The sequence below is a fragment of the Agrobacterium sp. 22-214-1 genome, from assembly GCF_053522465.1.
Genome location: NZ_JBNWCK010000001.1, coordinates 1,119,744 through 1,140,981 on the forward strand (window position 1 = coordinate 1,119,744; position 21,238 = coordinate 1,140,981).

24 protein-coding genes are annotated in these 21,238 nt (G+C 61.3%); 9 read left to right on the forward strand and 15 right to left on the reverse strand.

Features of this window, described 5'->3' with window-relative positions:
* Positions 1–35 precede the first annotated feature (35 nt).
* On the forward strand, positions 36–863 hold the full coding sequence (locus ACQZ5G_RS05695) for an aldo/keto reductase (protein WP_448737454.1): 828 nt from the start codon (positions 36–38) through the stop codon (positions 861–863).
* A 15-nt stretch (positions 864–878) separates the two neighbouring features.
* Here the strand turns inward: ACQZ5G_RS05695 and ACQZ5G_RS05700 are convergent, their stop codons facing one another.
* The 3 genes from ACQZ5G_RS05700 to ACQZ5G_RS05710 all read right to left on the reverse strand — a co-directional run bounded on the left by ACQZ5G_RS05700 (position 879) and on the right by ACQZ5G_RS05710 (position 3,395).
* Entirely contained in the window at positions 879–1,490 is a 612-nt protein-coding gene (locus tag ACQZ5G_RS05700; protein WP_448737453.1) for a LysE family translocator, read from the reverse strand.
* Positions 1,491–1,759: 269 nt separating this feature from the next.
* Positions 1,760–2,566, reverse strand: a complete 807-nt coding sequence (locus tag ACQZ5G_RS05705; RefSeq protein ID WP_448737452.1) for an AraC family transcriptional regulator — start codon at positions 2,564–2,566, stop codon at positions 1,760–1,762.
* A gap of 70 nt (positions 2,567–2,636) precedes the next feature.
* Positions 2,637–3,395 (reverse strand): SDR family oxidoreductase, encoded by a 759-nt coding sequence (locus ACQZ5G_RS05710; RefSeq protein ID WP_448737451.1) that lies wholly within the window; start codon positions 3,393–3,395, stop codon positions 2,637–2,639.
* A gap of 103 nt (positions 3,396–3,498) precedes the next feature.
* Between ACQZ5G_RS05710 and ACQZ5G_RS05715 the strand changes: the two genes are divergently transcribed.
* Complete coding sequence (locus tag ACQZ5G_RS05715) at positions 3,499–3,933, forward strand: winged helix-turn-helix transcriptional regulator (RefSeq protein ID WP_448737450.1); 435 nt, start codon at positions 3,499–3,501, stop codon at positions 3,931–3,933.
* 7 nt (positions 3,934–3,940) lie between these two features.
* On the opposite strand, the gene ACQZ5G_RS05720 is transcribed toward ACQZ5G_RS05715, so the two are convergent.
* Positions 3,941–4,333 carry a DUF937 domain-containing protein gene (locus ACQZ5G_RS05720; RefSeq protein WP_003522244.1) on the reverse strand — a complete coding sequence of 131 codons (393 nt, stop codon included), beginning with the start codon at positions 4,331–4,333 and terminating at the stop codon, positions 3,941–3,943.
* Between the two features lie 314 nt (positions 4,334–4,647).
* On the opposite strand from ACQZ5G_RS05720, the gene ACQZ5G_RS05725 reads away from it, so the two are divergent.
* Positions 4,648–6,219 (forward strand): helicase HerA-like C-terminal domain-containing protein, encoded by a 1,572-nt coding sequence (locus ACQZ5G_RS05725; protein WP_448737449.1) that lies wholly within the window; start codon positions 4,648–4,650, stop codon positions 6,217–6,219.
* A 55-nt stretch (positions 6,220–6,274) separates the two neighbouring features.
* Here ACQZ5G_RS05725 and ACQZ5G_RS05730 read toward each other — a convergent pair whose 3' ends face one another.
* Genes ACQZ5G_RS05730 through ACQZ5G_RS05740 form a run of 3 tightly spaced genes read right to left on the reverse strand, consistent with a single transcriptional unit; the run spans position 6,275 to position 7,828 of the window.
* On the reverse strand, positions 6,275–6,625 hold the full coding sequence (locus tag ACQZ5G_RS05730; RefSeq protein ID WP_448737448.1) for an Atu4866 domain-containing protein: 351 nt from the start codon (positions 6,623–6,625) through the stop codon (positions 6,275–6,277).
* Positions 6,622–7,095 carry a carboxymuconolactone decarboxylase family protein gene (locus ACQZ5G_RS05735; RefSeq protein WP_448737447.1) on the reverse strand — a complete coding sequence of 158 codons (474 nt, stop codon included), beginning with the start codon at positions 7,093–7,095 and terminating at the stop codon, positions 6,622–6,624. Before ACQZ5G_RS05735 ends, ACQZ5G_RS05730 begins: the two co-directional genes overlap by 4 nt.
* 10 nt (positions 7,096–7,105) lie before the next feature.
* Positions 7,106–7,828 carry an SDR family oxidoreductase gene (locus ACQZ5G_RS05740; protein WP_448737446.1) on the reverse strand — a complete coding sequence of 241 codons (723 nt, stop codon included), beginning with the start codon at positions 7,826–7,828 and terminating at the stop codon, positions 7,106–7,108.
* A gap of 122 nt (positions 7,829–7,950) precedes the next feature.
* Between ACQZ5G_RS05740 and ACQZ5G_RS05745 the strand changes: the two genes are divergently transcribed.
* Positions 7,951–8,847: a LysR family transcriptional regulator gene (locus ACQZ5G_RS05745; protein WP_448737445.1), complete on the forward strand. Its 897-nt coding sequence runs from the start codon at positions 7,951–7,953 to the stop codon at positions 8,845–8,847.
* A gap of 40 nt (positions 8,848–8,887) precedes the next feature.
* Here the strand turns inward: ACQZ5G_RS05745 and ACQZ5G_RS05750 are convergent, their stop codons facing one another.
* The 3 genes from ACQZ5G_RS05750 to ACQZ5G_RS05760 form a co-directional block, all read right to left on the reverse strand.
* Positions 8,888–9,667 (reverse strand): VOC family protein, encoded by a 780-nt coding sequence (locus ACQZ5G_RS05750; RefSeq protein ID WP_448737444.1) that lies wholly within the window; start codon positions 9,665–9,667, stop codon positions 8,888–8,890.
* A 98-nt stretch (positions 9,668–9,765) separates the two neighbouring features.
* Positions 9,766–10,254, reverse strand: coding sequence for a DUF1579 domain-containing protein (locus ACQZ5G_RS05755; RefSeq protein ID WP_448737443.1), 489 nt, complete (start codon positions 10,252–10,254; stop codon positions 9,766–9,768).
* Positions 10,255–10,281: 27 nt separating this feature from the next.
* Complete coding sequence (locus ACQZ5G_RS05760) at positions 10,282–11,010, reverse strand: DUF899 domain-containing protein (RefSeq protein ID WP_448737442.1); 729 nt, start codon at positions 11,008–11,010, stop codon at positions 10,282–10,284.
* A 151-nt stretch (positions 11,011–11,161) separates the two neighbouring features.
* Here ACQZ5G_RS05760 and ACQZ5G_RS05765 point away from each other — a divergent pair, with 151 nt between their 5' ends.
* From ACQZ5G_RS05765 to ACQZ5G_RS05775, 3 genes are all read left to right on the forward strand, one after another.
* On the forward strand, positions 11,162–11,608 hold the full coding sequence (locus ACQZ5G_RS05765; RefSeq protein WP_003522235.1) for a MarR family winged helix-turn-helix transcriptional regulator: 447 nt from the start codon (positions 11,162–11,164) through the stop codon (positions 11,606–11,608).
* Positions 11,609–11,710: 102 nt separating this feature from the next.
* Complete coding sequence (locus ACQZ5G_RS05770) at positions 11,711–12,133, forward strand: YciI family protein (protein ID WP_003522234.1); 423 nt, start codon at positions 11,711–11,713, stop codon at positions 12,131–12,133.
* Positions 12,134–12,517: 384 nt separating this feature from the next.
* Positions 12,518–14,032: an ABC-F family ATP-binding cassette domain-containing protein gene (locus ACQZ5G_RS05775; protein ID WP_448737441.1), complete on the forward strand. Its 1,515-nt coding sequence runs from the start codon at positions 12,518–12,520 to the stop codon at positions 14,030–14,032.
* Between the two features lie 23 nt (positions 14,033–14,055).
* Here ACQZ5G_RS05775 and ACQZ5G_RS05780 read toward each other — a convergent pair whose 3' ends face one another.
* The 3 genes from ACQZ5G_RS05780 to ACQZ5G_RS05790 form a co-directional block, all read right to left on the reverse strand.
* Positions 14,056–14,817, reverse strand: a complete 762-nt coding sequence (locus ACQZ5G_RS05780) for an RES family NAD+ phosphorylase (protein ID WP_448737440.1) — start codon at positions 14,815–14,817, stop codon at positions 14,056–14,058.
* Complete coding sequence (locus ACQZ5G_RS05785; RefSeq protein ID WP_020813119.1) at positions 14,777–15,160, reverse strand: MbcA/ParS/Xre antitoxin family protein; 384 nt, start codon at positions 15,158–15,160, stop codon at positions 14,777–14,779. Before ACQZ5G_RS05785 ends, ACQZ5G_RS05780 begins: the two co-directional genes overlap by 41 nt.
* Before the next feature lie 108 nt (positions 15,161–15,268).
* A complete protein-coding gene (locus tag ACQZ5G_RS05790; RefSeq protein ID WP_137068441.1) occupies positions 15,269–15,691 on the reverse strand; it encodes an organic hydroperoxide resistance protein in 423 nt (140 codons plus the stop codon).
* A 191-nt stretch (positions 15,692–15,882) separates the two neighbouring features.
* Here ACQZ5G_RS05790 and ACQZ5G_RS05795 point away from each other — a divergent pair, with 191 nt between their 5' ends.
* On the forward strand, positions 15,883–16,341 hold the full coding sequence (locus ACQZ5G_RS05795; RefSeq protein ID WP_020009598.1) for a MarR family winged helix-turn-helix transcriptional regulator: 459 nt from the start codon (positions 15,883–15,885) through the stop codon (positions 16,339–16,341).
* A gap of 197 nt (positions 16,342–16,538) precedes the next feature.
* Here ACQZ5G_RS05795 and ACQZ5G_RS05800 read toward each other — a convergent pair whose 3' ends face one another.
* Both ACQZ5G_RS05800 and ACQZ5G_RS05805 read right to left on the reverse strand, forming a co-directional pair.
* Positions 16,539–17,264, reverse strand: a complete 726-nt coding sequence (locus tag ACQZ5G_RS05800) for a L,D-transpeptidase (protein ID WP_020812491.1) — start codon at positions 17,262–17,264, stop codon at positions 16,539–16,541.
* A 155-nt stretch (positions 17,265–17,419) separates the two neighbouring features.
* Positions 17,420–18,328, reverse strand: a complete 909-nt coding sequence (locus ACQZ5G_RS05805; RefSeq protein WP_448737439.1) for a L,D-transpeptidase — start codon at positions 18,326–18,328, stop codon at positions 17,420–17,422.
* Positions 18,329–18,495: 167 nt separating this feature from the next.
* Between ACQZ5G_RS05805 and ACQZ5G_RS05810 the strand changes: the two genes are divergently transcribed.
* Positions 18,496–21,237 (forward strand): heavy metal translocating P-type ATPase, encoded by a 2,742-nt coding sequence (locus ACQZ5G_RS05810; RefSeq protein WP_448737438.1) that lies wholly within the window; start codon positions 18,496–18,498, stop codon positions 21,235–21,237.
* Position 21,238: the final 1 nt, after the last annotated feature.

Below are 21,238 nucleotides of genomic sequence, written 5' to 3' on the forward strand. Positions count from 1 at the left end.
CCGGCCATGTTTTCAGCAAACAGGAGAGACATCCCATGTATGACGTCAGCGCGAATGGCGCGAATATTCCCGCCCTCGGTTTCGGCACCTTCCGCATTCCGGAAGACGATGTCAGGCGCATTCTGCCGGAAGCGCTGAAACTCGGCTTCCGCCATGTCGATACCGCGCAGGTCTACAAGAACGAAGGCGCCGTCGGCGAGGTCATCGCTCAGTCAGGCATTTCCCGCCACGATATCTTCCTGACCACCAAGGTCTGGGTGGATCGCTTCCGCCACGACGATTTTCTCGCTTCCGTCGATGAAAGCCTTGCGAAGCTGAAGACCGATTATGTCGATCTGTTGCTGCTGCACTGGCCGAAGAGCGATGTGCCGCTTGCCGAGCGCATCGGCGCGTTGAACGCGGTGCGCAAGGCCGGCAAGGCGCGCAATATCGGCATTTCCAACTTCAATGTGGCGCTGACCGAAGAGGCGGTGAATCTGTCCGACACGCCGCTTGCCACCAACCAGATTGAATATCACCCCTATCTCGACCAGACGAAGGTGATTTCGGCCGCGCGCAAGCACGGGATGTCGGTGACGGCCTATTATCTGATGGCCGATGGCAAGGTGCCGAACGATCCCGTGCTGAAGGATATCGGCGCAAAACACGGCAAGACCGCCGCGCAGGTGACCCTGCGCTGGGCGGTGCAGCAGCCGGATATCGTGGCGCTTTCCAAGACGGCGACGGAAAGCCGTCTCAAGGAGAATTTCGATGTTTTCGATTTTGCGCTGACGGAAGAGGAAATGCGGGCGATCCACGCGCTGGCCAAACCGAATGGCCGCATCGTCAATCCCGGCCACCTCGCGCCCGATTGGGACGACTGAGGCGACGGAGCCGTCTCACCGCTCGGTCAGGGCCAGCTTCGCGCCCAGCGCCACGAAAGCGGCCGCGAAGCTGCGCCGCAGCCAGGCGAGGACCGCCGGGCGCGACACCACCTGCCGCCGGACCGAGGCGGCGAAACAGCCATAAAGCGCAAAGACCAGAAACGTCATGGCCATGAAGATCAGCCCGAGATCGATCATGCGCCATGTCGGCAAAGCCTCATCCGCTGCGATGAACTGCGGCAGGAAGGCGAAAAAGAAGATCGACAGTTTCGGGTTCAGCAAATTGATGAGGATCGCCTCTCCGATGATACGGGCGGCCTTCCGGGGCTCCCTCGTATCGTCGATCTTCAGCGCACCGTCCTCCCGCAGCGTGTTCCACGCCATGTAGAGGAGATAGGCGACCCCCAGATACTTTACCGCACCGAAGGCGAGCGCGCTGGTGTGCAGGATGGCGGCAAGGCCGGTGATGGCAGCGAGCAGATGCGGCACGATGCCAAGCGTACAGCCGAAGGCCGCAACGACGCTCGTCCTTGCCCCCTGCGAAAGACCGGCGGCGAGCGTATAGACCACGCCGGTTCCGGGAGAGGCGGCGACGATAAAGGATGTGATGAGGAATTCGGGTGTCATGGTGCGGGTGTGTCCTCTTGGGGTGGAGGACAGGAGCATGAGGGTGCGTGGGGTGGGGTGTCTTGGATGAAATTGCGGCACAGACGCTCGTCGGCGCGCGCCGAAGTGGTGGGTTACGGTATCGGCCAGCCCACTCCGTCCTCATTCCTGTGCTTGTCACAGGAATCCAGTCGACGCGCGTCTGCGCGGCGGGAGGACTCTTTTCAGCCCAAGGACTTGGGCTGGCTGGATTCCTGTGACAGGCACAGGAATGAGGGCGGAGAAAGAATCTACGAAAGCGCCGCCCGGTAAACCGCCGGCGTAACCCCGAATTGCCGCACGAAGAACCGGTTCAGATGGCTCTGGTCGGCAAAACCGGCGGCAAAGGCCGCCTCGGCGGGCGGCGTGCCTCTGGCCAGTGCATGGCGTGCCACATGGACACGCCGCTGGAGAAGATAGCTGTGCGGCGTGAGCCCGGTGGCCCTGGCGAAAGCGCGCAGGAAGCGGAACTGGCTCATGCCGGCCTCTGCGGCGAGATCGGCAAGGCGGAACGGCCGGAAGGGCTCGTCGTCGATGCGGCTTTTCGCCCGCTTTATATTCTCGGGTGCGGCGATTTCGCCCGGCTTCGCCGCCGTCTCCATCGCCCCCGCCAGAAGCGTCAGCAGGGTCTCGTCGCCACGAAGGGTTTCGCCCGGCCGTTCCCTTGCCGTCATGGCTGCAAAGACAGCGTTGAACCGCTTTGCCAGCGGCCTGATATCGACGGGATAGGCGAATTCGAACGCGCCGCGATCCGTCTCGCCGATATCGGCAATGGCGTCGCGGACGATATCGATGTCGAGATAGAGCATCCGCCAGGCGCGGCCGCCCTCCCCGAGCGGAATACCGTCATGCACCTCGCCCGGATTGACGGTGATGAGATGGCCGGCGCCCGCTTCCACCATGCCGCGGCCGGAGAGCGATTTCTGCGCGCCGCGTTCGATGAGACCGATACCGAACTGATCGTGCATGTGGCGCGGAAAGGAACGGTCGCTATCCGCCGCCACGGCGACGACACCGGGCAGAATGGTTTTCGGCATCAGGAACCGGCCTTGGGCCATGAAAGCGCGCGCTCCGCAGATTAGAGCGCGACGCTATCACAGGATGGCCCCATGTGACAGACGCGGCCGTTTACGGATGCATATGGTTGATCATGGCGAAGACCTGATCGAAATTACCGTTCTGCGCGGCGAAACGCAGCGGCTTGCAGCGTTCCACCACCACTTCCTTCTCGTCCGGACGATTTTCAAGAATATCCATCACCTCGGAAATGAAGGCGTCGAGCGGCATGGCCCTTTCGTCGCTCGCCTGCCCCTCGCCCATCAGCGTCGTCTGCACATAGGGCGGCACGATTTCGATGACCTCCACCGGCGTTTCCTTCAGCTGCTCGCGCAGCGCGACCGAATAGGCATGGATGGCCGATTTGGTGGCGCTGTAGGTGGGGGTCAGCACCATGGGCACGAAGGCGAGGCCGGAAGAAACCGTCAGCACGGTGGCTGCGGGTTGCTTGAGGAAATGCGGCAAAAGCGCCGCCGTCAGGCGAATGGGTGCGAGAAGATTGGTGGCGATGGTTTCTTCCGCCGTGTCGAGATAATCCGGTGCCGCGGCGATGTCTTCCGGCCGCATGATGCCGGCATTGTTGATGACGGCGTTGAGAGTCGGATGGGCCTTTACCAGAGCTTCGGCAAACGCGCGGATGCCTGCGGCGTCCGTCGCGTCCATCACCATCGAGGCCATGCCGGGATTGGCGGCCGTCACCTCGTCGAGCACGGCCTTGCGGCGGCCAGAAATGATGACCCGGTTGCCGGCCTTGTGAAACGCATCCGCCAGCGCCCGGCCGATGCCGGAACCGCCGCCGGTGATGAGAATGGTGTTATCAGCGATTTTCATTGGAGCATCCTTTGCTTGTTGGCTGAAAGGAAGTTAGCTATGATACTCTCCAATCGAAAGTAGGCACCCAAAAGATTTATACTTACCCAAAGGAGAGTGTAAGATGAAACGGCACGCCGCCGCCGACCCCGCCATCGAAAGCCGGCGCAAGGTTCCGCCGCCCACGGATACCGATCCGGCAATAGAGGCGCTGGTTCAGGACATCATCGCGAAAGTGGCGGACAAATGGACGATGCTCATTCTGGAAGTGCTTGAAGAGCACGGCACGCTGCGCTTCACGCAGATCGGCAGGCTGGTGGGCAATATAAGCCAGAAGATGCTGACGAAAACGCTGCGGCAGATGGAAAGCGACGGGCTGGTGCGCCGCACCGTGCATCCCGTCATCCCGCCGCATGTGGATTACGGCCTGACGAACCTCGGCCGCACGCTGGGCAGCGCCTTTTGCGGCGTGTGGATATGGGCGGAAACGCACCATGCCGAAATAGAAGAGGCGCGGCGCCTGTTCAATGAACAGCCGCCGCGCCCCGCTATGGAGTAGTTTCGCCTCAGGCGAACTGGCTGAGGCCCGGAACCGAGGCGATCACCTGATCGACAACCTCATCGCCCGCATGCTGGCGGGCAACGGAGATGGTTTCCTTGGCGAGCGTGGAAATCTCGCTCATGCCGAGGCCCTGGCTCATCAGCTGCTGGCCCAGCCCCATGATGCCGCCGCCGCCGAGCGCGCTCATCAGGCCGCCGAGCAGACCGCCGCCGCCGGCACCTTCGCCATTATACTGCGCCACCAGTTCGCTGGCGCCGGGAATGGCTTCGATCATGCGGGCGATCGGGCCGTCTTCCGCCTCACGCTGAAGAAAACCGAGAATCATGCCAATGGCCTTTTCGGCCAGTTCGGGGCTGATTCCCGCCTTCTCGGCGATCTGGCTCACGACTTCGTTCATTCTTGCCTCCTGTTGAAAAACGACGCCAACATCGAATAACTGACGTTAACGTCAACGTAAAACAATATCATGCCGCATTCAAGCGGCCAGGGTCAGGTGCGGCAACTTTCATCAAGCGGTTTTTCTTCATCGCCATCAAGCAGTTGTTGCGCCTTGAAACTGTCCTTATAAGATCATCACAACCAAACTATGAAAAGGCCGCTTTCGCGAGGAACGGTCATCGCATGCCAGCTACGCTTTTAATTCGGACATGACTTTTGCAAAATCCACCGCGATTTTAAGGGTCATGCACCAGCCGCAGGAGAAAATGGTCGATGTTGCAGGACGGACAGCTCTATATCGGGACCAGCCGCAATCCGGACGACAGCCTGAACAAGGGCGAATATCTGGAACTGAAATTCGGCAACCGCCACGGCCTCATCACCGGCGCGACGGGAACGGGCAAGACGGTGACGTTGCAGGTGCTGGCCGAAGGTTTTTCCAAGGCCGGCGTGCCGGTTTTCTGCGCCGATATCAAGGGCGACCTTTCCGGCATCGCCGCGCAGGGCGAAGCCAAGGACTGGGTGCAGAAGCGCGCCGAACAGATCGGCTTCACCGATTTTGCCTATGGCAAATCGCCGGTGATCTTCTGGGATCTCTACGGTGAAAAAGGCCATCGCGTCCGCGCCACCATCGCCGAAATGGGGCCGTTGCTGCTTGCCCGGCTGATGGATGCCTCGGAAGCGCAGGAAGGCGTGCTCAACATCGCCTTCAAGATCGCCGATCAGGGCGGGCTGCCGCTGCTCGATCTCAAGGACCTGCAATCGCTCCTGAACTATATGGGAGAAAACGCAACCGAGCTTTCCAACCAGTTCGGCCTGATTTCCAAGGCCTCGGTCGGTTCGCTGCAGCGCGGGCTGCTGGTTCTCGAACAGCAGGGTGCGGCGAATTTCTTCGGCGAACCGGCGCTGAAGATCGCCGACATCATGCGTGTGGGCACGGATGGGGTTGGCACGATTTCGGTTCTCGCCGCCGACCGGCTGATGATGAACCCGCGCCTTTACGCCACCTTCCTGCTCTGGATGCTTTCGGAACTGTTCGAAGAGCTGCCGGAAGTGGGCGATCCGGAAAAGCCACGTCTGGTGTTCTTCTTCGACGAGGCGCATCTGCTCTTCAACGACGCGCCGCGGGTGCTGGTGGAACGCGTGGAACAGGTGGTGCGGCTCATCCGCTCCAAGGGCGTGGGCGTCTATTTCGTGACACAGAACCCGCTCGACGTGCCGGAAACCGTTCTCGCCCAGCTCGGCAACCGCGTGCAGCACGCGCTTCGCGCCTATACGCCGCGCGAGCAGAAGGCGGTGCGCACCGCGGCCGACACTTTCCGCCAGAACCCGGCCTTCAACACTGCCGACACCATCACCACGCTCGGCACCGGTGAGGCGCTGATTTCCACCCTGCACGACAAGGGCGCTCCCTCCATCGTCGAGCGCACGCTGGTACGCCCGCCATCGGGCCGTGTCGGGCCGCTGACCGATGCGGAACGCAAGTCCCTGATCGATGTGAGCCCCGTCGCCGGGCAATATGACAAGGATATCGACCGGGAATCGGCCTTCGAAATCCTCGCCGCCCGCGCCCAGAAGGCTGCCGATGCAGAAGCCGCCAGACGTGCGGAAGAAGAAAACGCCTCCAGCCAGTCCGAAAGCGCTTCCGGCCGCTGGCGCCTGCCCGGCTTCGGCGATGAAGAACCCGCACCGGCCTCCACCGGCTCGCGCAATGGCGGCGCACGCAAGACCGGATACCAGCGCGAAACGGTGATCGAGGCGGCAATGAAAAGCGCTGCCCGCTCGGTTGCCACCTCGGTCGGCCGCGCCATCGTGCGCGGGATTCTGGGTAGTTTGAAGCGATAAAAACGGATACGCCGCCCGCCCTCGATGGGGCGGGCGCCGCGTGATTGGCGGGACGTTACTTCTGGCGATAGAAGATCATGCCACCGTGATAAAGCACATCGCCGACGAATTCGCCGTCGGCGGTGAAGCCGGTATCGTCCCAATAGTCGATATGGTTTCCCTTCACCTCATACCGTCCCCGATAGGCGCTTTTGCGGTTGCCCCGCGCCTCGTCATACCGGCCATTGGGCAGAAGTTCCTGGCGAATGTGGCCATCGCCGGTGACCCACATGCCGATATAGGGGTGGTTCCGGGTTTGAGACGTTTCGGTCATATTCACGTCCATGGCGTTGCTCGCTTTGCTGGAACCCGTATCGGCGGAAGCCGTTGCGAGCAGAAGCGCAACGGATGTCGAAACAATATTCATCGCCTTTGCCCTCCCGATGCGGCGTTGGCGCGGCGTTCCTCGAACAGCTCGGCAAGCGTGCGGGATGCGGCGATGGCTTTGGGAAAACCTGCGGGAACGGTGATCAGATAGACCATTTCCTTCAGCTCTTCGTCGGTTGCGCCCACATTGAGCGCATAACCGGCATGGACCTTCATCAGATCACGCTCGCCAAGGGCCGCCATGACCGCAACGGCGGCAAGCTGGCGGGTCCGGTTGTCCAGACCCGGCCGGGACCATACCTCCCCCAGGGCGTAGCCTTCGGTCGCATCGGCAAGGAAAGGAAACTCCTGCCGCAGACGTTCCAGATTGGACTGGGGCTGGCCATTGTTGAGGCTGCGGACGACTTCATCGCCACGCTTCAGCCTGTCATCCAGTCGTTGCGGATTGGCGATGGCGGCACTTGCCGCAAGCATGGCAATCGCAAGCACCGTCGGAAAAATCGCTTTCATCTCGCTCTCCTCAGGCGGCGGTGGGTCGGACGACGATCTCATTGACGTCCACATCGTCGGGCTGCTCGATGGCGTAACGCACCGCGCGACCGATGGCGTCGGGCTTCAGGGCGATGGCCCGATAGGTCTGCATCAGTTCCGCAGCGGCGGGATCGGTGATGGTGTGGGCAAGTTCGCTTTCCACCACGCCGGGATGAATGCAGGTGACACGCAGGTCACGGTTTTCCTGCCGCAGCCCGTCCGAAATCGCCCGCACCGCAAATTTCGTCGCGCAATAGACGGCAGCCGTGGGCGAAACGGCGAGCGCACCGATGGAGGCGATGTTGATGATGTGGCCGGAAGCGCGGGCCGTCATCTCGGGCAGAACGGCGGCGACGCCATAAAGCACGCCCTTGATGTTGACGTCGATCATGCGGTCCCACTCGTCGACCTTCAGGGACGACATCAGCGACAGCGGCATGATGCCGGCATTGTTGACGATGACGTCGACCTGCCCGAACGCCTTGCGACCGGCCTCCGCAAAGGCCTCGACGCTCTTTCTGTCCGTTACGTTCAGCGGCTGGATGACGACCTCGGCGCCCTTCCCGCGCAATTCTTCGGCAAGCGCCTGCAAGCGGTCCATGCGGCGCGCGCCCAGCACCAGCTTTGCCCCGGCGGCGGCCAGTTCCCTTGCGATACCCTCACCGATCCCGCTCGATGCACCTGTGATGAGAACGACTTTGTTCAATGTCATGGCTTTCTCCTTGGTGTTACGGCCGGCTTTTTCTGGAAGCGGCCATTGCAGACAAGATAAAGCTTGGGCATTGTCGTGATAACCGCCTCAATCATAACCTCAATGGGTAGAATTTCTAACCAATGAACATCGATCTCAACGCGCTTTCGACATTCTGCATGGTTGCCGATGAACGCAACTTCCGCGCCGTTGCAGACAGGCTCGGCGTAACCCGCTCCGCCGTCAGCCAGACCATCCGCAAGCTTGAAGAAACGATGGGAATAGCGCTGGTGCAGCGCACGACGCGCAGCGTCAGCCTGACGGAAGCGGGACAGCAGCTTTATGCGGATGTCTCGCCATCCATCGGCAATCTCGTTGAGGCTGCCAATGCCGCGTCGTCCCTGGGCGGCGCCGTGCGCGGGCAGTTGCGGCTTGCGGTGTCCTCGATAGCCGAGCGCTTTTTATCCGGGCCATTGCTTGCACGCTTTGCGGAAATACATCCCGAAGTGCAGCTCGATATCGTCGTGACGGACGAGGAATTCGATATCGTCGCCGAGCACTACGATGCCGGCGTGCGTCTTGGAGAGCTGATCGCGCAGGACATGATTGCGGTTCCAGTTTCCGCTCCGCAGCGGCAGCTCGCCGTCTGCTCGCCGCACTATCGGGACCGCTTCGGCCTGCCGGCGCAGCCCCGCGAATTGATAGGGCACAGGTGTATCGGCTGGCGACCCCGTCCGGGTGTGGCGCCATACAGGTGGGAATTTGCGGAAAACGGCCGCGAAATCGCGGTGGCGGTGGAGCCGGCCTTCACCACCAACGACATGCAGCTGATGATCAAGCTGGCCTGCGCCGGTGCGGGCATCACATTCGGCATGGAAGAAACGTTCCGCCCCTATCTGGAGAGCGGGCAGCTGGTTTCCATGCTGGAAGACCACTCCCCGAGCTTTGCGGGATTTTATCTCTATTATCCCAGCCGCCGCAATCTTGCGCCGAAGCTGCGCGCCTTCATCGATCACGTCCGCCTGTCGAGAGAGCGGTAGTCTGCCGGAGCGAGCCCCGGCAGATTGTTAGAAAACAGGGCTATTTCCTCTGCGAAACCAGCGAGAAATAAGCGCCCTGCGGATCGACGCAGTTGACGATCCAGCTTTCGCCGGGAACCTCCATCGGACCGTTGACGACCTTGCCGCCACCGGTGCTGACGCGGGTGATGGCGTCATCGATACCGTCCACATTGAAGTAATAACCCCAGTGACAGACGGGGACCTGCGGCATGCGTTTCATCATGCCGCCGACGGCCTTGCCCCTGTAGGCGAAGATGCGGTACGGGCCCATGTCGCCCATGTCGAAATCATGGTCCTTGGTCCAGCCGAAAACATCGCCATAAAAGGCCATGGCCTCATCGACATTATCGGTGAAGAGCTCGTGCCAGCCGACATGGCCCTGCTTTTCCTGCATATCCTCGGGGAAACCGCCGGTTTCCATCGGCAGCGGCGTCATGATGCAGAGCACCGCACCGAAGGGATCGGCGACCACGGCGAAGCGGCCGATTTCGGGAATATCCTGCGGCGGACGTCTGACCGCGCCGCCCTTTTCAGCGAATTGTTTCGCCGTGGCGTCCACATCGTCGACATCGACATAGGCGGTCCAGTTCGGGGGAATGCCCTGGCTCTTGTGCTCGTCGGTCAGCTCCATGACGCCGCCCATGCCCTTGCCATCGGCCTCCAGCACCAGATAGGGCATTTCCGGCGAGCCGAAATCCTTGGTCTGCCAGCCGACGACATGACCATAAAAGCGGGCTGCCGCTTCCATGTCGGGCGTCATCAACTCGACCCAGATGAATTTTCCATGTGTATCGGACATTGTCGTCTCCTATGGAGGGTTTGGCGGGTATGTTTCGGCGAGCGCCCGCCGCAGGATGCGGCGGCGCCGGTGGTTGTCGGGTGAATTTTCGCAGGGCCTCAGGCCTTGCGGCGGAATTCCGATGTCATGAAGGTCTTGAATGTGCCGTCCGGCTGCCTGACGCTGCCGGAGAAGCTGCGGTGATTGTCGTCATGCAGCACCAGCACGTCGTGATAGGTATCGGTGCGGCCGGAACCGTCGAAGGCCGGGCCTTCCGCTTCCAGCGTCAGGGTCTTGCCGTCCTCTTCCAGCCAGCCCTTGTAGACCCAGAGATTGGTCATCATCGACCCTACCCAGGTACCGACGAAATTGCCCTTGGCCGGGTCGAAGCCGACCGTGATCACGGCCGTCATCTGGTCGCCATCGGGCATCCTGCCACTGCCTTCACCGATGACCCACAATCCGCCGATGGAGCGAACCGTCTCGGTAAAACGCTGGTTCGGATCATCAGGATCATATCCGTCATGGCCGGCGACCATCACCCAGTCACCAACGAGCCTCGACAGGAATTCATGCTCCTTCTGTGGCTTGACGCTTGGCATTTCCATTGTCGTCTCCTCCTCGTCCTTGTATTTTCAGTGGCAGCAGGCTGCCGCCTTCGGCGCGTCCTCATACTGGTCGTGGCGGCGCACCCAATCCATTACCTCCTCTTCGTTACGGCCTTTTGGCACCAGATCGAGCAGCATCAGCGTGCCGAGCGTCTGCTCCGCGCCGCGGGCGTAAGTGGAGTAGGTGTGGTAGATCTTGCCGTCATCGCCCTTGGCGAAAACGCTGATGCCGTGCAGGTCCTTCAGGTCGCCATAGGGCGCCATGTCACGGTAATTATAGGTGATTTCGCCTTTGGCCATGTCCTCGTCGCGGAACGAGGCCTGATAATCGTAGTTGAAATCGCTGCCTTCGGCCGAAACCCACGGGAATTTCCAGCCCATGCGGTTCCTGTAGCTTTCGATCTTCTCAAGCGGCGCGCGCGACACGGCAACGAAACCCGCATCGCCATGCTTGAGGTGGATCAGAGCGCCATCGACATGATCGGCGAAGAAGGAGCAACCGACGCAGCCCTCCTCCCAGTCCGGCGCCAGCATGAAGTGATAGACGATGAGCTGGCTGCAGGTGCCGAACAGTTCCTTCAGCGATTTGGGGCCGGAAGGGGCATCGAAGATATAATCCTTCGTCACCTCTTCCCAGGGCAACGCACGCCGGGCCTCGTTCAGCCTGTCGCGGGCGCGGGTCATTTCCTTTTCCTTCACCAGCAGATCGCGGCGGGCCGCAAGCCACTCCTCTTTCGAAACGACGGGATGAGACATGATCTTTCCTCCTTGGATCCGTCTTTCACCACGGCACCGCCCCGCTTTTAGCGGTGGGCACCAGCTATTTCTGTGCTGAAAGTCAATAAACAGTCTGCGGGGGCATCAAGTTCCGCTTGACTAATTAGGTTGATATCAACATATTTATCCCATGTCAAACGCCAGCGTGATTCCTTTTTCGACAACTCTTTTCGTGCGGGATGCCTGTCTCTGCCTGCATGCGCAGCGCGCCGCACGGGCATTGGCGCGGTTGTTCGACAATGCGCTGAAGCCGGTCGGCATCACCAATGGACAATTTTCGCTGCTGATGTCGCTCAACCGACCCGAGCCGCCGCCGATGGGGCCGGTCGCCAATCTTCTGGCCATGGACCGCACGACGCTGACGGCGGCGCTGAAGCCGCTGGAGCGGCGCGGGCTGGTCAGCATCGAGCAGGACCCGAAGGACAAGCGCGGCAAGCGGCTGCGGCTGACGGCGGACGGCATGGCCGTGCTCGCCGCCGCCTTCCCCATCTGGGAACAGACCCATGCCGAAATCGAAGCCCGCATCGGCAGCGGCGATCCCGACCGGCTGCGCCGTGACCTTATCGACCTCGGCTGACAGGATTGACGGCATGGCGCCACTTTTGTCGGCGACAATGTCATCCGGCCGTCGTGCCGGGGAGCGACACTACGAAGAAAGCGCAATCAAGGAGGAATGATCATGCGTGCAATCGTTTTTGTAAAAGCCACCAAAAGCAGCGAAGATGGCGTCATGCCCACGACCGAACTGATCGAGGCGATGGGAAAATTCAACGAGGAACTGGTCAATGCCGGCATCATGCAATCCGGTGACGGCCTGCATCCCTCCTCCAAAGGCAAGAGGGTTGTGTTCGACGGTGACAGCCGCACGGTGATCGACGGCCCCTTCCCGCACACCAACGAGCTGGTCGCCGGCTTCTGGATCTGGACTGTGAAGGACATGGACGAGGCCGTGGCCTGGGTGAAACGCTGCCCGAACCCGATGCTGGAGCGCAGCGAAATCGAAATTCGCCCGATGTTCGAAATGGAGGATTTCGGCGATGCGGTGACGCCGGAAATCGCCGCGCATGTGGAAGAACTGCGCGCGCGCGTCGCGAAGCAATAAAGGCCGCTCAGGCGAGCGCCGGATTAAAACGGGAGAGTGCGGGCTTGCCGCATTCTCCCCCACCGCCTGCCATTGCAAAAGCCGTTGCCTCGAACAACCGCCGCTGTTAATGGTGAAGCGGTTCAACCCGTTTCAAGAAAGGAGGCTTCGCATGGATATTTCCTGCTTCTGGCGTAATCGTCAGCTCTGCCACCTTTTTGCCCTGCAGACACGTTTGCAGGGCTGACCGGAACAACCAACACTCTGGTTTGCCCAAAAGGCCGCGCAGAATGCAGCTTGTCTGCCGTTGCGCATGTTTTCACGACGGATCACCCCGAACCGAAACCCGTACTGCCTGCGGCAGACCACGGTTCGTCACGGGTCCGTCTTGCCAGAGACGACTTCATGACCATCATCACGCTTCGAAACCTCGGAATCATTCTGGGCAAGCCGCTTTTTTCAAATCTCAGCCTCACGGTGAATGCGGGAGACCGCATCGGCATCGTCGCCGCCAATGGCTGCGGCAAATCCACCCTGCTCAACTGCCTTGCAGGTGACATGGAGCCCAGTAGCGGCGACATTACCCGGCTGCGCGGACTGACGCAGTCCATCGTCCACCAGCATCTGCCCACCCCGCTGATGGAATGGACGATGCGGGACGCCGTGCTTTCCGCCCTGCCGGCGGATACGATCGACAGCGAGAGCTGGCGTGCCGACATTATTTTCGACGCCATGCTGGTGCCGGAGCCATTCCGCGAGCGCCGCCTGAAAGAATTGAGCGGCGGCTGGCAGAGGCTTGCGATGCTGGCGCGGGCGTGGATCACCGAGCCGGATGTGCTGCTGCTCGACGAGCCGACGAACCATCTCGACCTCGAAAAGATCAATGTGCTGGAAAACTGGCTCGGTGAATTGCCGCGCGATACGGCTGTCATCATCGTCAGCCATGACCGCGCCTTTCTCGACAATGTTACCAGGAGCACGCTGTTCCTGCGGCCGGAAAATTCGGCGCTGTTCCGGTTGCCCTATGGCCACGCACGGGCGGTGCTGGAAGAAGAGGATGCCGCCGATGAGCGGCGTTTCCAGCGCGACATGAAAACCGCCCAGCAATTGCGCCGGCAGGCCGCCAAGCTCAACAATATCGGCATCAATTCCGGCAGCGATCTTCTGACCGTCAAGACCAAGCAATTGCGTGAGCGTGCGGAAAAGATCGAGGAAAAGGCGCGGCCAGCCCATATCGAGCGATCCGCCGGCAAGATCCAGCTCGCCAATCGCGGCACCCATGCCAGGGTTCTGGTCACTCTGGAAGACGCGCCGGTCTCGACCCCGGACGGAACGGTGCTGTTTCGCACCGGCCGGCAATTTGTCCGTCAGGGGGACCGCATCGTCATTCTCGGCCGCAACGGCGTCGGCAAGACACGGCTGATGTCGCTGCTGCAGGCGGCTGTATCGGGTGCAGGCCAGATACAGGACGGCATCAAGGCCACGCCCTCGCTGGTGGCCGGATATGTCGACCAATCGCTCGCCGAGATCGATGACGACAGCACGCCCGTTTCACTGCTATCCCGCCGCTTCGATATTGGCGACCAGCGCATCCATGGCCTGCTCGCGGGCGCCGGGATCGACATGGAAATGCAGAAGCGCCGCATCGCCGCCCTTTCCGGCGGGCAGAAGGCCCGGCTTGCCATGCTGGCGCTGCGGCTGGCGGAGCCGAATTTCTACCTGCTGGACGAGCCCACCAACCATCTGGACATTGAGGGGCAGGAAGCGCTGGAGGCGGAAATCATCAGCCGCGAGGCCAGCTGTGTGTTCGTCTCGCATGACAGGAGTTTCGTGCGGGCTGTCGGAACCCGCTTCTGGCTGATCGACAAGCGCAGGCTGGTGGAAGTCGACGATCCCGAAGGGTTTTTCGCCTCGGCCTGATGGTCTTGAGAAGCAAACGCCCGTCAGCCCAAAAGGCTGGCGAGGCGTGGATCGCCGGCGAAATCCAAAACCGCAAAACCCGTTCTGCGCATCGGAAATTCGCAGAGCGCCTGCACCCCCGTTTTCGACAGGTGGATACGCCAGCTCATCCGTTCCACCGGTGTCTTCGCGGCAAAAGCCTTCGGCGACAGAACCGCGATGTTGAGGCCGCCGACGGGGTCGCGTACCGAGCGATAGAGGATAGCCTCGATCTTCGCCAGACGCGCCTGATCGGCCAGCGCCTGGCATGGTTCGTAATTCTGCAGATCGGTCCACAGGTGAGTATCCCGGCTCAGTTCCGGTTTCGTCAGGTTGAGCGCCGCATCGGTGGCGATACGGGCGGCGAAGGCGGAATAGTCGGCGGGATTGGCGGGCAGCGGCGTTCCCGGCGATTCGGCATAGAACAGCAGCCGGTAAAAGGCCATTTCGGCGAGCGCCGTCTCCACCTTCTGGGCGGCGTAATAAACGCCTTCGGTATAGCCCGCGCGGCGGAAGCGCGAACCATGCGGATAGGCGGCTCCATACCGGAAGGGTGTGGCGAGAAGATAATCGAAACCGGCGCATTCCGGCGGAAACGGCCGCTTGCTCGTCTCCAGAATATCTTCCAGCAGCGATTGCTCCTCCACCGTATCCACCAGTTTCATGGTGGAGACCTGATGCTGCGCTTCCACCAGCCGCCAGTATTTTCCCGATACGGCGCGTTTTTCAGACAGGAGCGCGGCGGGCGTCCAGATAGGAGAGGACATCGATCAATCCGGTAATGGTGGTCAGTTTGTCGGCAGGCACGGCGTTCAGCGCAACATTGTGATTGCGCAGCCAGTTTTTCGCCACGGCCTCATCGCCGCCGGCAATCGCATCCAGCGAGCGGAAAACCCGGATCAGCAGCACCGCAAGCTCGAAGGATTTGGCGCCCGGCTCCAGCAGGAAATCGAGCCGTTTCATGCGGGACACGGTGGGGGCGGAAACGCCGAGAATATCGGCCGTGCGCGCGGCATTAAGGCCCAGCCGCTCGGCGGCGGCGATAACTGCCTTGGTGACGACCCTGCCCTGCGAGGCGGGATCCATGGCGCTCTTGGCGTGAATATTCATGGCGCATATCCTTTCCTTGGAAAGAATATAGCATTTTTCTTTCTGAAAACAAGAAGGCCGGGATGAACCCGGCCTCATTGTTCAGATAACTTACTCACGCGAATTGGATCAGGCCACCGAGACCGGCACTTCCGTGGAGGTGCGCATGGCGTGGCTGTACGGGCAGACGATGTGAGCGGCGGCAACCAGCTTTTCGGCGACTTCGCGCTCGATGCCCGGAATATTAGCCTTCAGCGACACTTCGATGCCGAAGCCGCCGCCGTCTTCGCGCGGGCCGATGCCGACGGTTGCCGTCACAGTCGTGTCTTCAGGAATCTTTACCTTTTCCTTGCCGGCGACAAATTTCAGCGCGCCCAGGAAGCAGGCGGAATAACCGGCTGCGAAAAGCTGCTCCGGATTGGTGCCACGGGCGCCATCGCCGCCCAGTTCCTTCGGAACGGTCAGCGTCACGTCGAGAACGCCGTCTTCCGACTTGGCGTTGCCTGCGCGGCCACCGGTGGCAGATGCTTTGGTCGTGTAGAGAATGGGCATGACATTTACTCCTTCGGGTTGGTGTTGAGCTCTTATAGCGAACAATTGAATTGTGCGCAATATAATTTTGCACATTGAATACGAAATCGTTTTTTGCGATAATTTTCACGAAATTTCGCCGCGCATCCATGCGGCAGGAACCGAAAGCGGGGGCTGATTGTTCCCTTCCCGGTTGATTTTGGAGCAGGAAAATGGACGCAGAGGGCGACGAGAAGAAGATGGAAAGCCTGTTGAGGCTGGACCAGCAGATATGTTTTGCCCTTTACGGCGCGGCACACGCCTTCACGCGCGCCTATAAGCCGCTGCTCGACCCGATCGGGCTGACCTATCCGCAATATCTGGTGATGATGGCGCTATGGGAAAAAGAGACATCCACCGTCAAGGCGCTCGGCGAAATGCTGGGCCTCGATTCGGGCACGCTGTCGCCGCTGCTGAAAAGGCTCGAACATGCGGGCCTGATTACCCGCAAGCGCGGCACGGTGGATGAGCGGCAGGTGCTGGTGGCCCTGACGCCGAAGGGCGCAAACCTCAAAAAAGAGGGCGTGAAGATCATGGCTGCGATCGGCAGCGCCACCGGCTGCGGGCTGGAAGAGCTGGTGCAGATTCGTGACCGGGTGAATGCGCTGAAGGACAGTCTCAGCCGGCCCTAACCCTCCGGCAAGTCACAAGGGCTGATAATCTCTCTTCCGTCATGCTCGGGCCTGTCCCGAGCATCTGCAACGTATTGATTTAGTGTGACGTGATTAGATCCTCGGGACGAGCCCGAGGATGACGTCGAGTATGGGGACAGGTTTTTCTTAAATTAAAGGCGGCACAGGGCCGCCTTTTTATGCGAAGGAGGCTCGGCTTACTGCCAGACCACCACACGCGCCTTCTGCGGCACGCGGTCGTAAAGATCGATGACGTCCTGGTTCATCAGGCGCACGCAGCCGGAAGAGACGGCCTTGCCGATGGAGTTCCATTCCGGCGAACCGTGCAGACGGTAGAGCGTGTCCTTGCCGTTCTGGAAGATATAAAGGGCGCGTGCGCCGAGCGGGTTCTTCAGGCCCGGCGGCATGCCGCCGTTCTTGGAGGAATATTTGACCAGTTCCGGCTGGCGAGCGACCATTTCGTCCGGCGGGGTCCATTTCGGCCACTTCTGACGCCACTGGATGACGCCCTCGCCCGACCAGGCGAAACCTTCGCGGCCGATGCCGACGCCATAACGCATGGCGCTGCCGCCCTGCTCCACCACATAAAGGAAGCGCGAGCGCGTATCGACAACCACGGTGCCGGGGCGTTCGCCGGTCGGGTCGACAACCCGCTGGCGGTAATAACGGCGGTCGATTTTCTGATAGGGGACGGCGGGAATGACGTAACCGCCATCCTCAACCGAGCCGTACATGACGGCCAGTTCCGCATCGCTGACGCCCGGCGAAAACATCTGCCGGAAATCGCTGCCGATGGCGCTTGCCTGCTGGCGAATGGCTTCCCCCGTGCCCGACGAAGCGCAGCCTGCGAGAAGCGAAGCGGAGGAGATGCCGAGAAGGGAAAGGAAGGTGCGTCTGGAAAGATCTGTGTCGGTGCTTGTCATAAGGCCGGTTTGTCCCACATTTCGAACGGCTATATCGCCGTTGTACGTCATTTGTTCCGTGTCATGCGTATTGCGAAAATAGTTAACCGACCGCTAAAAGCCAGTCACAAGGCGCTGGCGGAATGGGTCCAATATCTCTTTCTTTTAGAACGTGTTCAGATAACCACAATCTGCGCCCCTTGCGGCACACGCTCGTAGAGATCGATCACATCCTGATTGAGCATGCGCACGCAGCCGGAGGACGTCGCCTTGCCGACGGATTGCCAGTCCGGCGTGCCATGCACGCGGTAAAGCGTGTCCTTGCCATCCTTGAAGATATAAAGCGCACGCGCGCCGAGCGGGTTGTTGAGACCGGGCGTCATGCCGCCATTGGCGGCGGAGATGGAGGCGAGTTCCGGCTGGCGCTTGACCATTTCATCGGGCGGCGTCCAGCGCGGCCATTTCGCCTTCCACTGGATCTTGCCGCGGCCCGACCAGGCATAACCGTCGCGCCCCAGCCCAACGCCGTAACGGATCGCCTTGCCGCCGGACTGCACGAGATAAAGAAAATGCTGTCTGGTATCGACGATAATGGTGCCGGGGGCTTCCGCCGTCTGGTAGCTCACTTCCTGCCTGAGATAACGCGGATCGATGCGGCCATAGGGAATGGCCGGCAACGAACGGTCCTCATCGCGGATCGGGCCATACATGACCCGGTGCAGCGGATTGGAGACAGGCAGGCCATAGGCCATCGTCTGGCCCTGCGGCTGCGGCGCGTTATAACCCTGCACCTGCGGCGCCTGCAGCCCCTGCCCGCGCACCGGCGGACCGTATTCCTGATGGAAGCGGGTTCTGAACAGATCCGGCGGGCGCGTCGAAAGCTGGCCCGGCTGCGGCGGCAGTTCCGGCTGGCGATTGGAGCTGACGGAGTTGAAATTGAATACCGGCGCCGTTTCCCTGACGAAAACATCCGGGTCCATCCGGGTCGTATCCGTCACGAAAAGGCAGCCGCTCATGAGAGGCAGCAGGGCAAGCCCGACCAGAGAGGCCGCCCGGCGACCGTTTTTCAAAAGGAGTGCTATCATCTGAACCGCTTCATGGAATCCAATCTGCCGGCATGATGAACCGTGCGGCTGGCGCGAAGCTGGCGTCGGTTTTTCAAAAAAAAATCGAAAACCCGCATTTTGCTCTTGAAGCTCTAGTTGCTAGAGGTGCCAGATTGGCTGTCGACTGGAATTCAGGAGCGGAAACCATGAATATTTCGACAGGCATAAACATCAAGGGCAAAGACGGCGAGGAACTGACCTTCTCCGTTGGCGGCATGGATTGCGGCAGCTGCGCGGCGAAAATCGAAACCGCGCTTTCCCGCCTGCCGGGCGTTGCCGACGTCAAGGTTTCCGTTGCACGCGAAAGGCTGAACCTTTCGCTGGCCGAAAGCAAAACCTCGGTCGAAAAAATCGAAGACACGCTGCGCAAGCTCGGATTCAAACCCGCTTTGCTGCCACAGGAAAAAGTCTCCCGCGCAAAAGTCGAAGCGGATCATCACGGCCACGGTCATGATGACCACGATCATTCGTCCTGCGGCGGCCACCATGCCGATACCGAAGCGAGCGCCGACAGCAGCAATGCGCTGACCTTTTCGGTCGGCGGCATGGATTGCGGCAGCTGCGCCGCCAAGATCGAGACCGCGCTTTCCCGCTTGCCCGGCGTTGCCGACGTGAAGGTTTCCGTTGCGCGCGAAAGGCTGAACCTTTCGCTTGCCGAGAGCAAAACCCCGGTCGAAAAAATCGAGGACACGCTGCGCAAGCTCGGATTCAAGCCGGCCCTGCTGCCGCAGGAAAAGACCGCGCGAGAAAAAGCCGCAGATCACAATCACGACCATGACCACGGGTCATGCGGCGGCCATCACCACGACCACGATCATTCAGATCATGACCATTCGGGGCATGACCATACCGCGCACGATCACGCGTCCTGCGGCGGGCATGATCATGACCACTCCAAGCATGACCATTCTGGTCACGATCATTCCGGCCACGACCATGCGGGCCATTCGCATGGCTCCGCTCCGGCGGCTGCAGCCCAGAGCGCGGAAGTGGGACACGCCCATGGCGCGGATGAAAAAGGCGCGTGGTGGCGCACCGCAAAGGCGCGCAACACCTTCACCGGCACCGTTCTCGTCGCCATCGCCTATGCAGCGGAACTGAGCTTCCCGGCATGGGGCGGTTACGCCTTCATCATCGCCACGCTGGTCACGCTCTTCCCCATCGCGAAGAACGCCTTCAACGCCGCCCGTTTCGGCGCGGTCTTCACCATCGAGATGCTGATGACGATTGCCGCCATCGGCGCGATCATCATCGGCGAGGCGGAAGAGGCGGCCATCGTCGTGCTGCTCTTCTCCGTCGGCGAATTGCTGGAAGGTTTCGCCGCCGCCCGCGCCCGCTCGGGCATCAAGGCGCTCGGTTCGCTGCTGCCGAAAACGGCGCTGGTGGAGGAAAACGGCGCGCTTCGGCAGGTCGCGGCCGATCAGGTGCGCATCGGCCAGGTGGTCGTGGCGCGTCCCGGTGACCGTATCGCCGCCGATGGCGTTGTCATGGAAGGCCAGTCCAGCGTCGACGAATCGCCGATGACCGGCGAGAGCATTCCCGTCGCCAAGGAAAAGGGCGCGCGCGTCTTTGCCGGCTCGATCAACCATGACGGCTCGCTGCGCATCCGCGTCGACCGCGCGCCGGAAGACAACACCATTGCCCGCATCATCACGCTCGTCGAGGAAGCGCAGGATGCGCGTGCGCCGACCGAGCGCTTCATCCAGAGCTTCTCGCGTTATTACATGCCGCTGATCGTGGCGATCTCGGTGCTGACCATCATCGTGCCGCCGCTTGTCGGCCTCGGCGACTGGGATACCTGGATTTATCGCGGTCTCGCTTTGCTGCTGATCGGTTGCCCCTGCGCGCTGGTCATCTCGGTTCCCGCGGCCATCGCCTCCAGCCTTTCGGCAGCGGCACGCCACGGCATGCTGGTGAAGGGCGGCGCGGTCATCGAAATGCTGGCGCGCACCGAAACCGTCGCCTTCGACAAGACCGGCACGCTGACGCTCGGCGAACCTGTCGTGACCGACGTGGTGGCGCTGGACGGCAACGAGGCCGAGCTGATTGCGCAAGCCGCAACCATCGAGCACGAATCGAGCCATCCGCTCGCCCGCGCCATCGTCAATCATGCCGAAAAGCTGGGCGTGAAGCCCCTGCCCGGCTCCAACATCAAGGCGATTTCCGGTCGCGGCATGCAGGGCAATGTCGGCGGGAAAGACCTGTTCATCGGCGCACCGCGCTTTGCAACGGAAGTCGGCACTCTCTCGAAGGAACTGGCCGATCGCATTTCCGCACTGGAAAGCGAAGGCAAGACGGTGGCTGTCGTGATAGTCGGCGGGGCGGCAAGCGGCCTCTTCGCCATGCGCGATGAGCCGCGCAAGGATGCGGCGGAAGGCGTGAAAGCCCTGAAGGAAATGGGCATTTCCTCGCTGATGCTGTCGGGCGACAATGCCCGCACGGCGCGTGCCATCGGCAACAAGCTGGGCCTTGAGGCGCGCGGTGAACTCTTGCCGCAGAACAAGGTCGAGGAAATCCGCAAGCTTGCCGAAAAGAAGACCGTGGTGATGGTGGGCGACGGCATCAACGATGCGCCGGCCCTTGCGGCGGCCAGCGTCGGCGTCGCCATCGGTTCCGGAACAGACGTGGCGATGGAAGCGGCGGATGCGGCGCTGATGCGCAACAATGTCGGCGACGCCGCCCGCCTGATCGGCCTGTCGCGCGCCACCATGCTGAATATCCGCCAGAACGTGACCATCGCGCTCGGCCTGAAGGCGGTGTTTCTGGTGACGACCGTGACCGGCGTTTCGGGCCTGTGGCTCGCCGTTTTCGCCGATACCGGCGCGACGGTTCTGGTCACCGCCAACGCCATGCGGCTGCTCGGCTATTTCAACCGCAACAAGGGTTGAC

What these genes read in the sequence shown, in the direction of transcription:
- ACQZ5G_RS05695 (WP_448737454.1), top strand. Translation starts at nt 36, where the DNA reads ATGTATGACGTCAGCGCGAATGGCGCGAATATTCCCGCCCTCGGTTTC.
- ACQZ5G_RS05700 (WP_448737453.1), bottom strand. Translation starts at nt 1,490, where the DNA reads ATGACACCCGAATTCCTCATCACATCCTTTATCGTCGCCGCCTCTCCC.
- ACQZ5G_RS05705 (WP_448737452.1), bottom strand. Translation starts at nt 2,566, where the DNA reads ATGGCCCAAGGCCGGTTCCTGATGCCGAAAACCATTCTGCCCGGTGTC.
- ACQZ5G_RS05710 (WP_448737451.1), bottom strand. Translation starts at nt 3,395, where the DNA reads ATGAAAATCGCTGATAACACCATTCTCATCACCGGCGGCGGTTCCGGC.
- ACQZ5G_RS05715 (WP_448737450.1), top strand. Translation starts at nt 3,499, where the DNA reads ATGAAACGGCACGCCGCCGCCGACCCCGCCATCGAAAGCCGGCGCAAG.
- ACQZ5G_RS05720 (WP_003522244.1), bottom strand. Translation starts at nt 4,333, where the DNA reads ATGAACGAAGTCGTGAGCCAGATCGCCGAGAAGGCGGGAATCAGCCCC.
- ACQZ5G_RS05725 (WP_448737449.1), top strand. Translation starts at nt 4,648, where the DNA reads ATGTTGCAGGACGGACAGCTCTATATCGGGACCAGCCGCAATCCGGAC.
- ACQZ5G_RS05730 (WP_448737448.1), bottom strand. Translation starts at nt 6,625, where the DNA reads ATGAATATTGTTTCGACATCCGTTGCGCTTCTGCTCGCAACGGCTTCC.
- ACQZ5G_RS05735 (WP_448737447.1), bottom strand. Translation starts at nt 7,095, where the DNA reads ATGAAAGCGATTTTTCCGACGGTGCTTGCGATTGCCATGCTTGCGGCA.
- ACQZ5G_RS05740 (WP_448737446.1), bottom strand. Translation starts at nt 7,828, where the DNA reads ATGACATTGAACAAAGTCGTTCTCATCACAGGTGCATCGAGCGGGATC.
- ACQZ5G_RS05745 (WP_448737445.1), top strand. Translation starts at nt 7,951, where the DNA reads ATGAACATCGATCTCAACGCGCTTTCGACATTCTGCATGGTTGCCGAT.
- ACQZ5G_RS05750 (WP_448737444.1), bottom strand. Translation starts at nt 9,667, where the DNA reads ATGTCCGATACACATGGAAAATTCATCTGGGTCGAGTTGATGACGCCC.
- ACQZ5G_RS05755 (WP_448737443.1), bottom strand. Translation starts at nt 10,254, where the DNA reads ATGGAAATGCCAAGCGTCAAGCCACAGAAGGAGCATGAATTCCTGTCG.
- ACQZ5G_RS05760 (WP_448737442.1), bottom strand. Translation starts at nt 11,010, where the DNA reads ATGTCTCATCCCGTCGTTTCGAAAGAGGAGTGGCTTGCGGCCCGCCGC.
- ACQZ5G_RS05765 (WP_003522235.1), top strand. Translation starts at nt 11,162, where the DNA reads ATGTCAAACGCCAGCGTGATTCCTTTTTCGACAACTCTTTTCGTGCGG.
- ACQZ5G_RS05770 (WP_003522234.1), top strand. Translation starts at nt 11,711, where the DNA reads ATGCGTGCAATCGTTTTTGTAAAAGCCACCAAAAGCAGCGAAGATGGC.
- ACQZ5G_RS05775 (WP_448737441.1), top strand. Translation starts at nt 12,518, where the DNA reads ATGACCATCATCACGCTTCGAAACCTCGGAATCATTCTGGGCAAGCCG.
- ACQZ5G_RS05780 (WP_448737440.1), bottom strand. Translation starts at nt 14,817, where the DNA reads ATGTCCTCTCCTATCTGGACGCCCGCCGCGCTCCTGTCTGAAAAACGC.
- ACQZ5G_RS05785 (WP_020813119.1), bottom strand. Translation starts at nt 15,160, where the DNA reads ATGAATATTCACGCCAAGAGCGCCATGGATCCCGCCTCGCAGGGCAGG.
- ACQZ5G_RS05790 (WP_137068441.1), bottom strand. Translation starts at nt 15,691, where the DNA reads ATGCCCATTCTCTACACGACCAAAGCATCTGCCACCGGTGGCCGCGCA.
- ACQZ5G_RS05795 (WP_020009598.1), top strand. Translation starts at nt 15,883, where the DNA reads ATGGACGCAGAGGGCGACGAGAAGAAGATGGAAAGCCTGTTGAGGCTG.
- ACQZ5G_RS05800 (WP_020812491.1), bottom strand. Translation starts at nt 17,264, where the DNA reads ATGACAAGCACCGACACAGATCTTTCCAGACGCACCTTCCTTTCCCTT.
- ACQZ5G_RS05805 (WP_448737439.1), bottom strand. Translation starts at nt 18,328, where the DNA reads ATGATAGCACTCCTTTTGAAAAACGGTCGCCGGGCGGCCTCTCTGGTC.
- ACQZ5G_RS05810 (WP_448737438.1), top strand. Translation starts at nt 18,496, where the DNA reads ATGAATATTTCGACAGGCATAAACATCAAGGGCAAAGACGGCGAGGAA.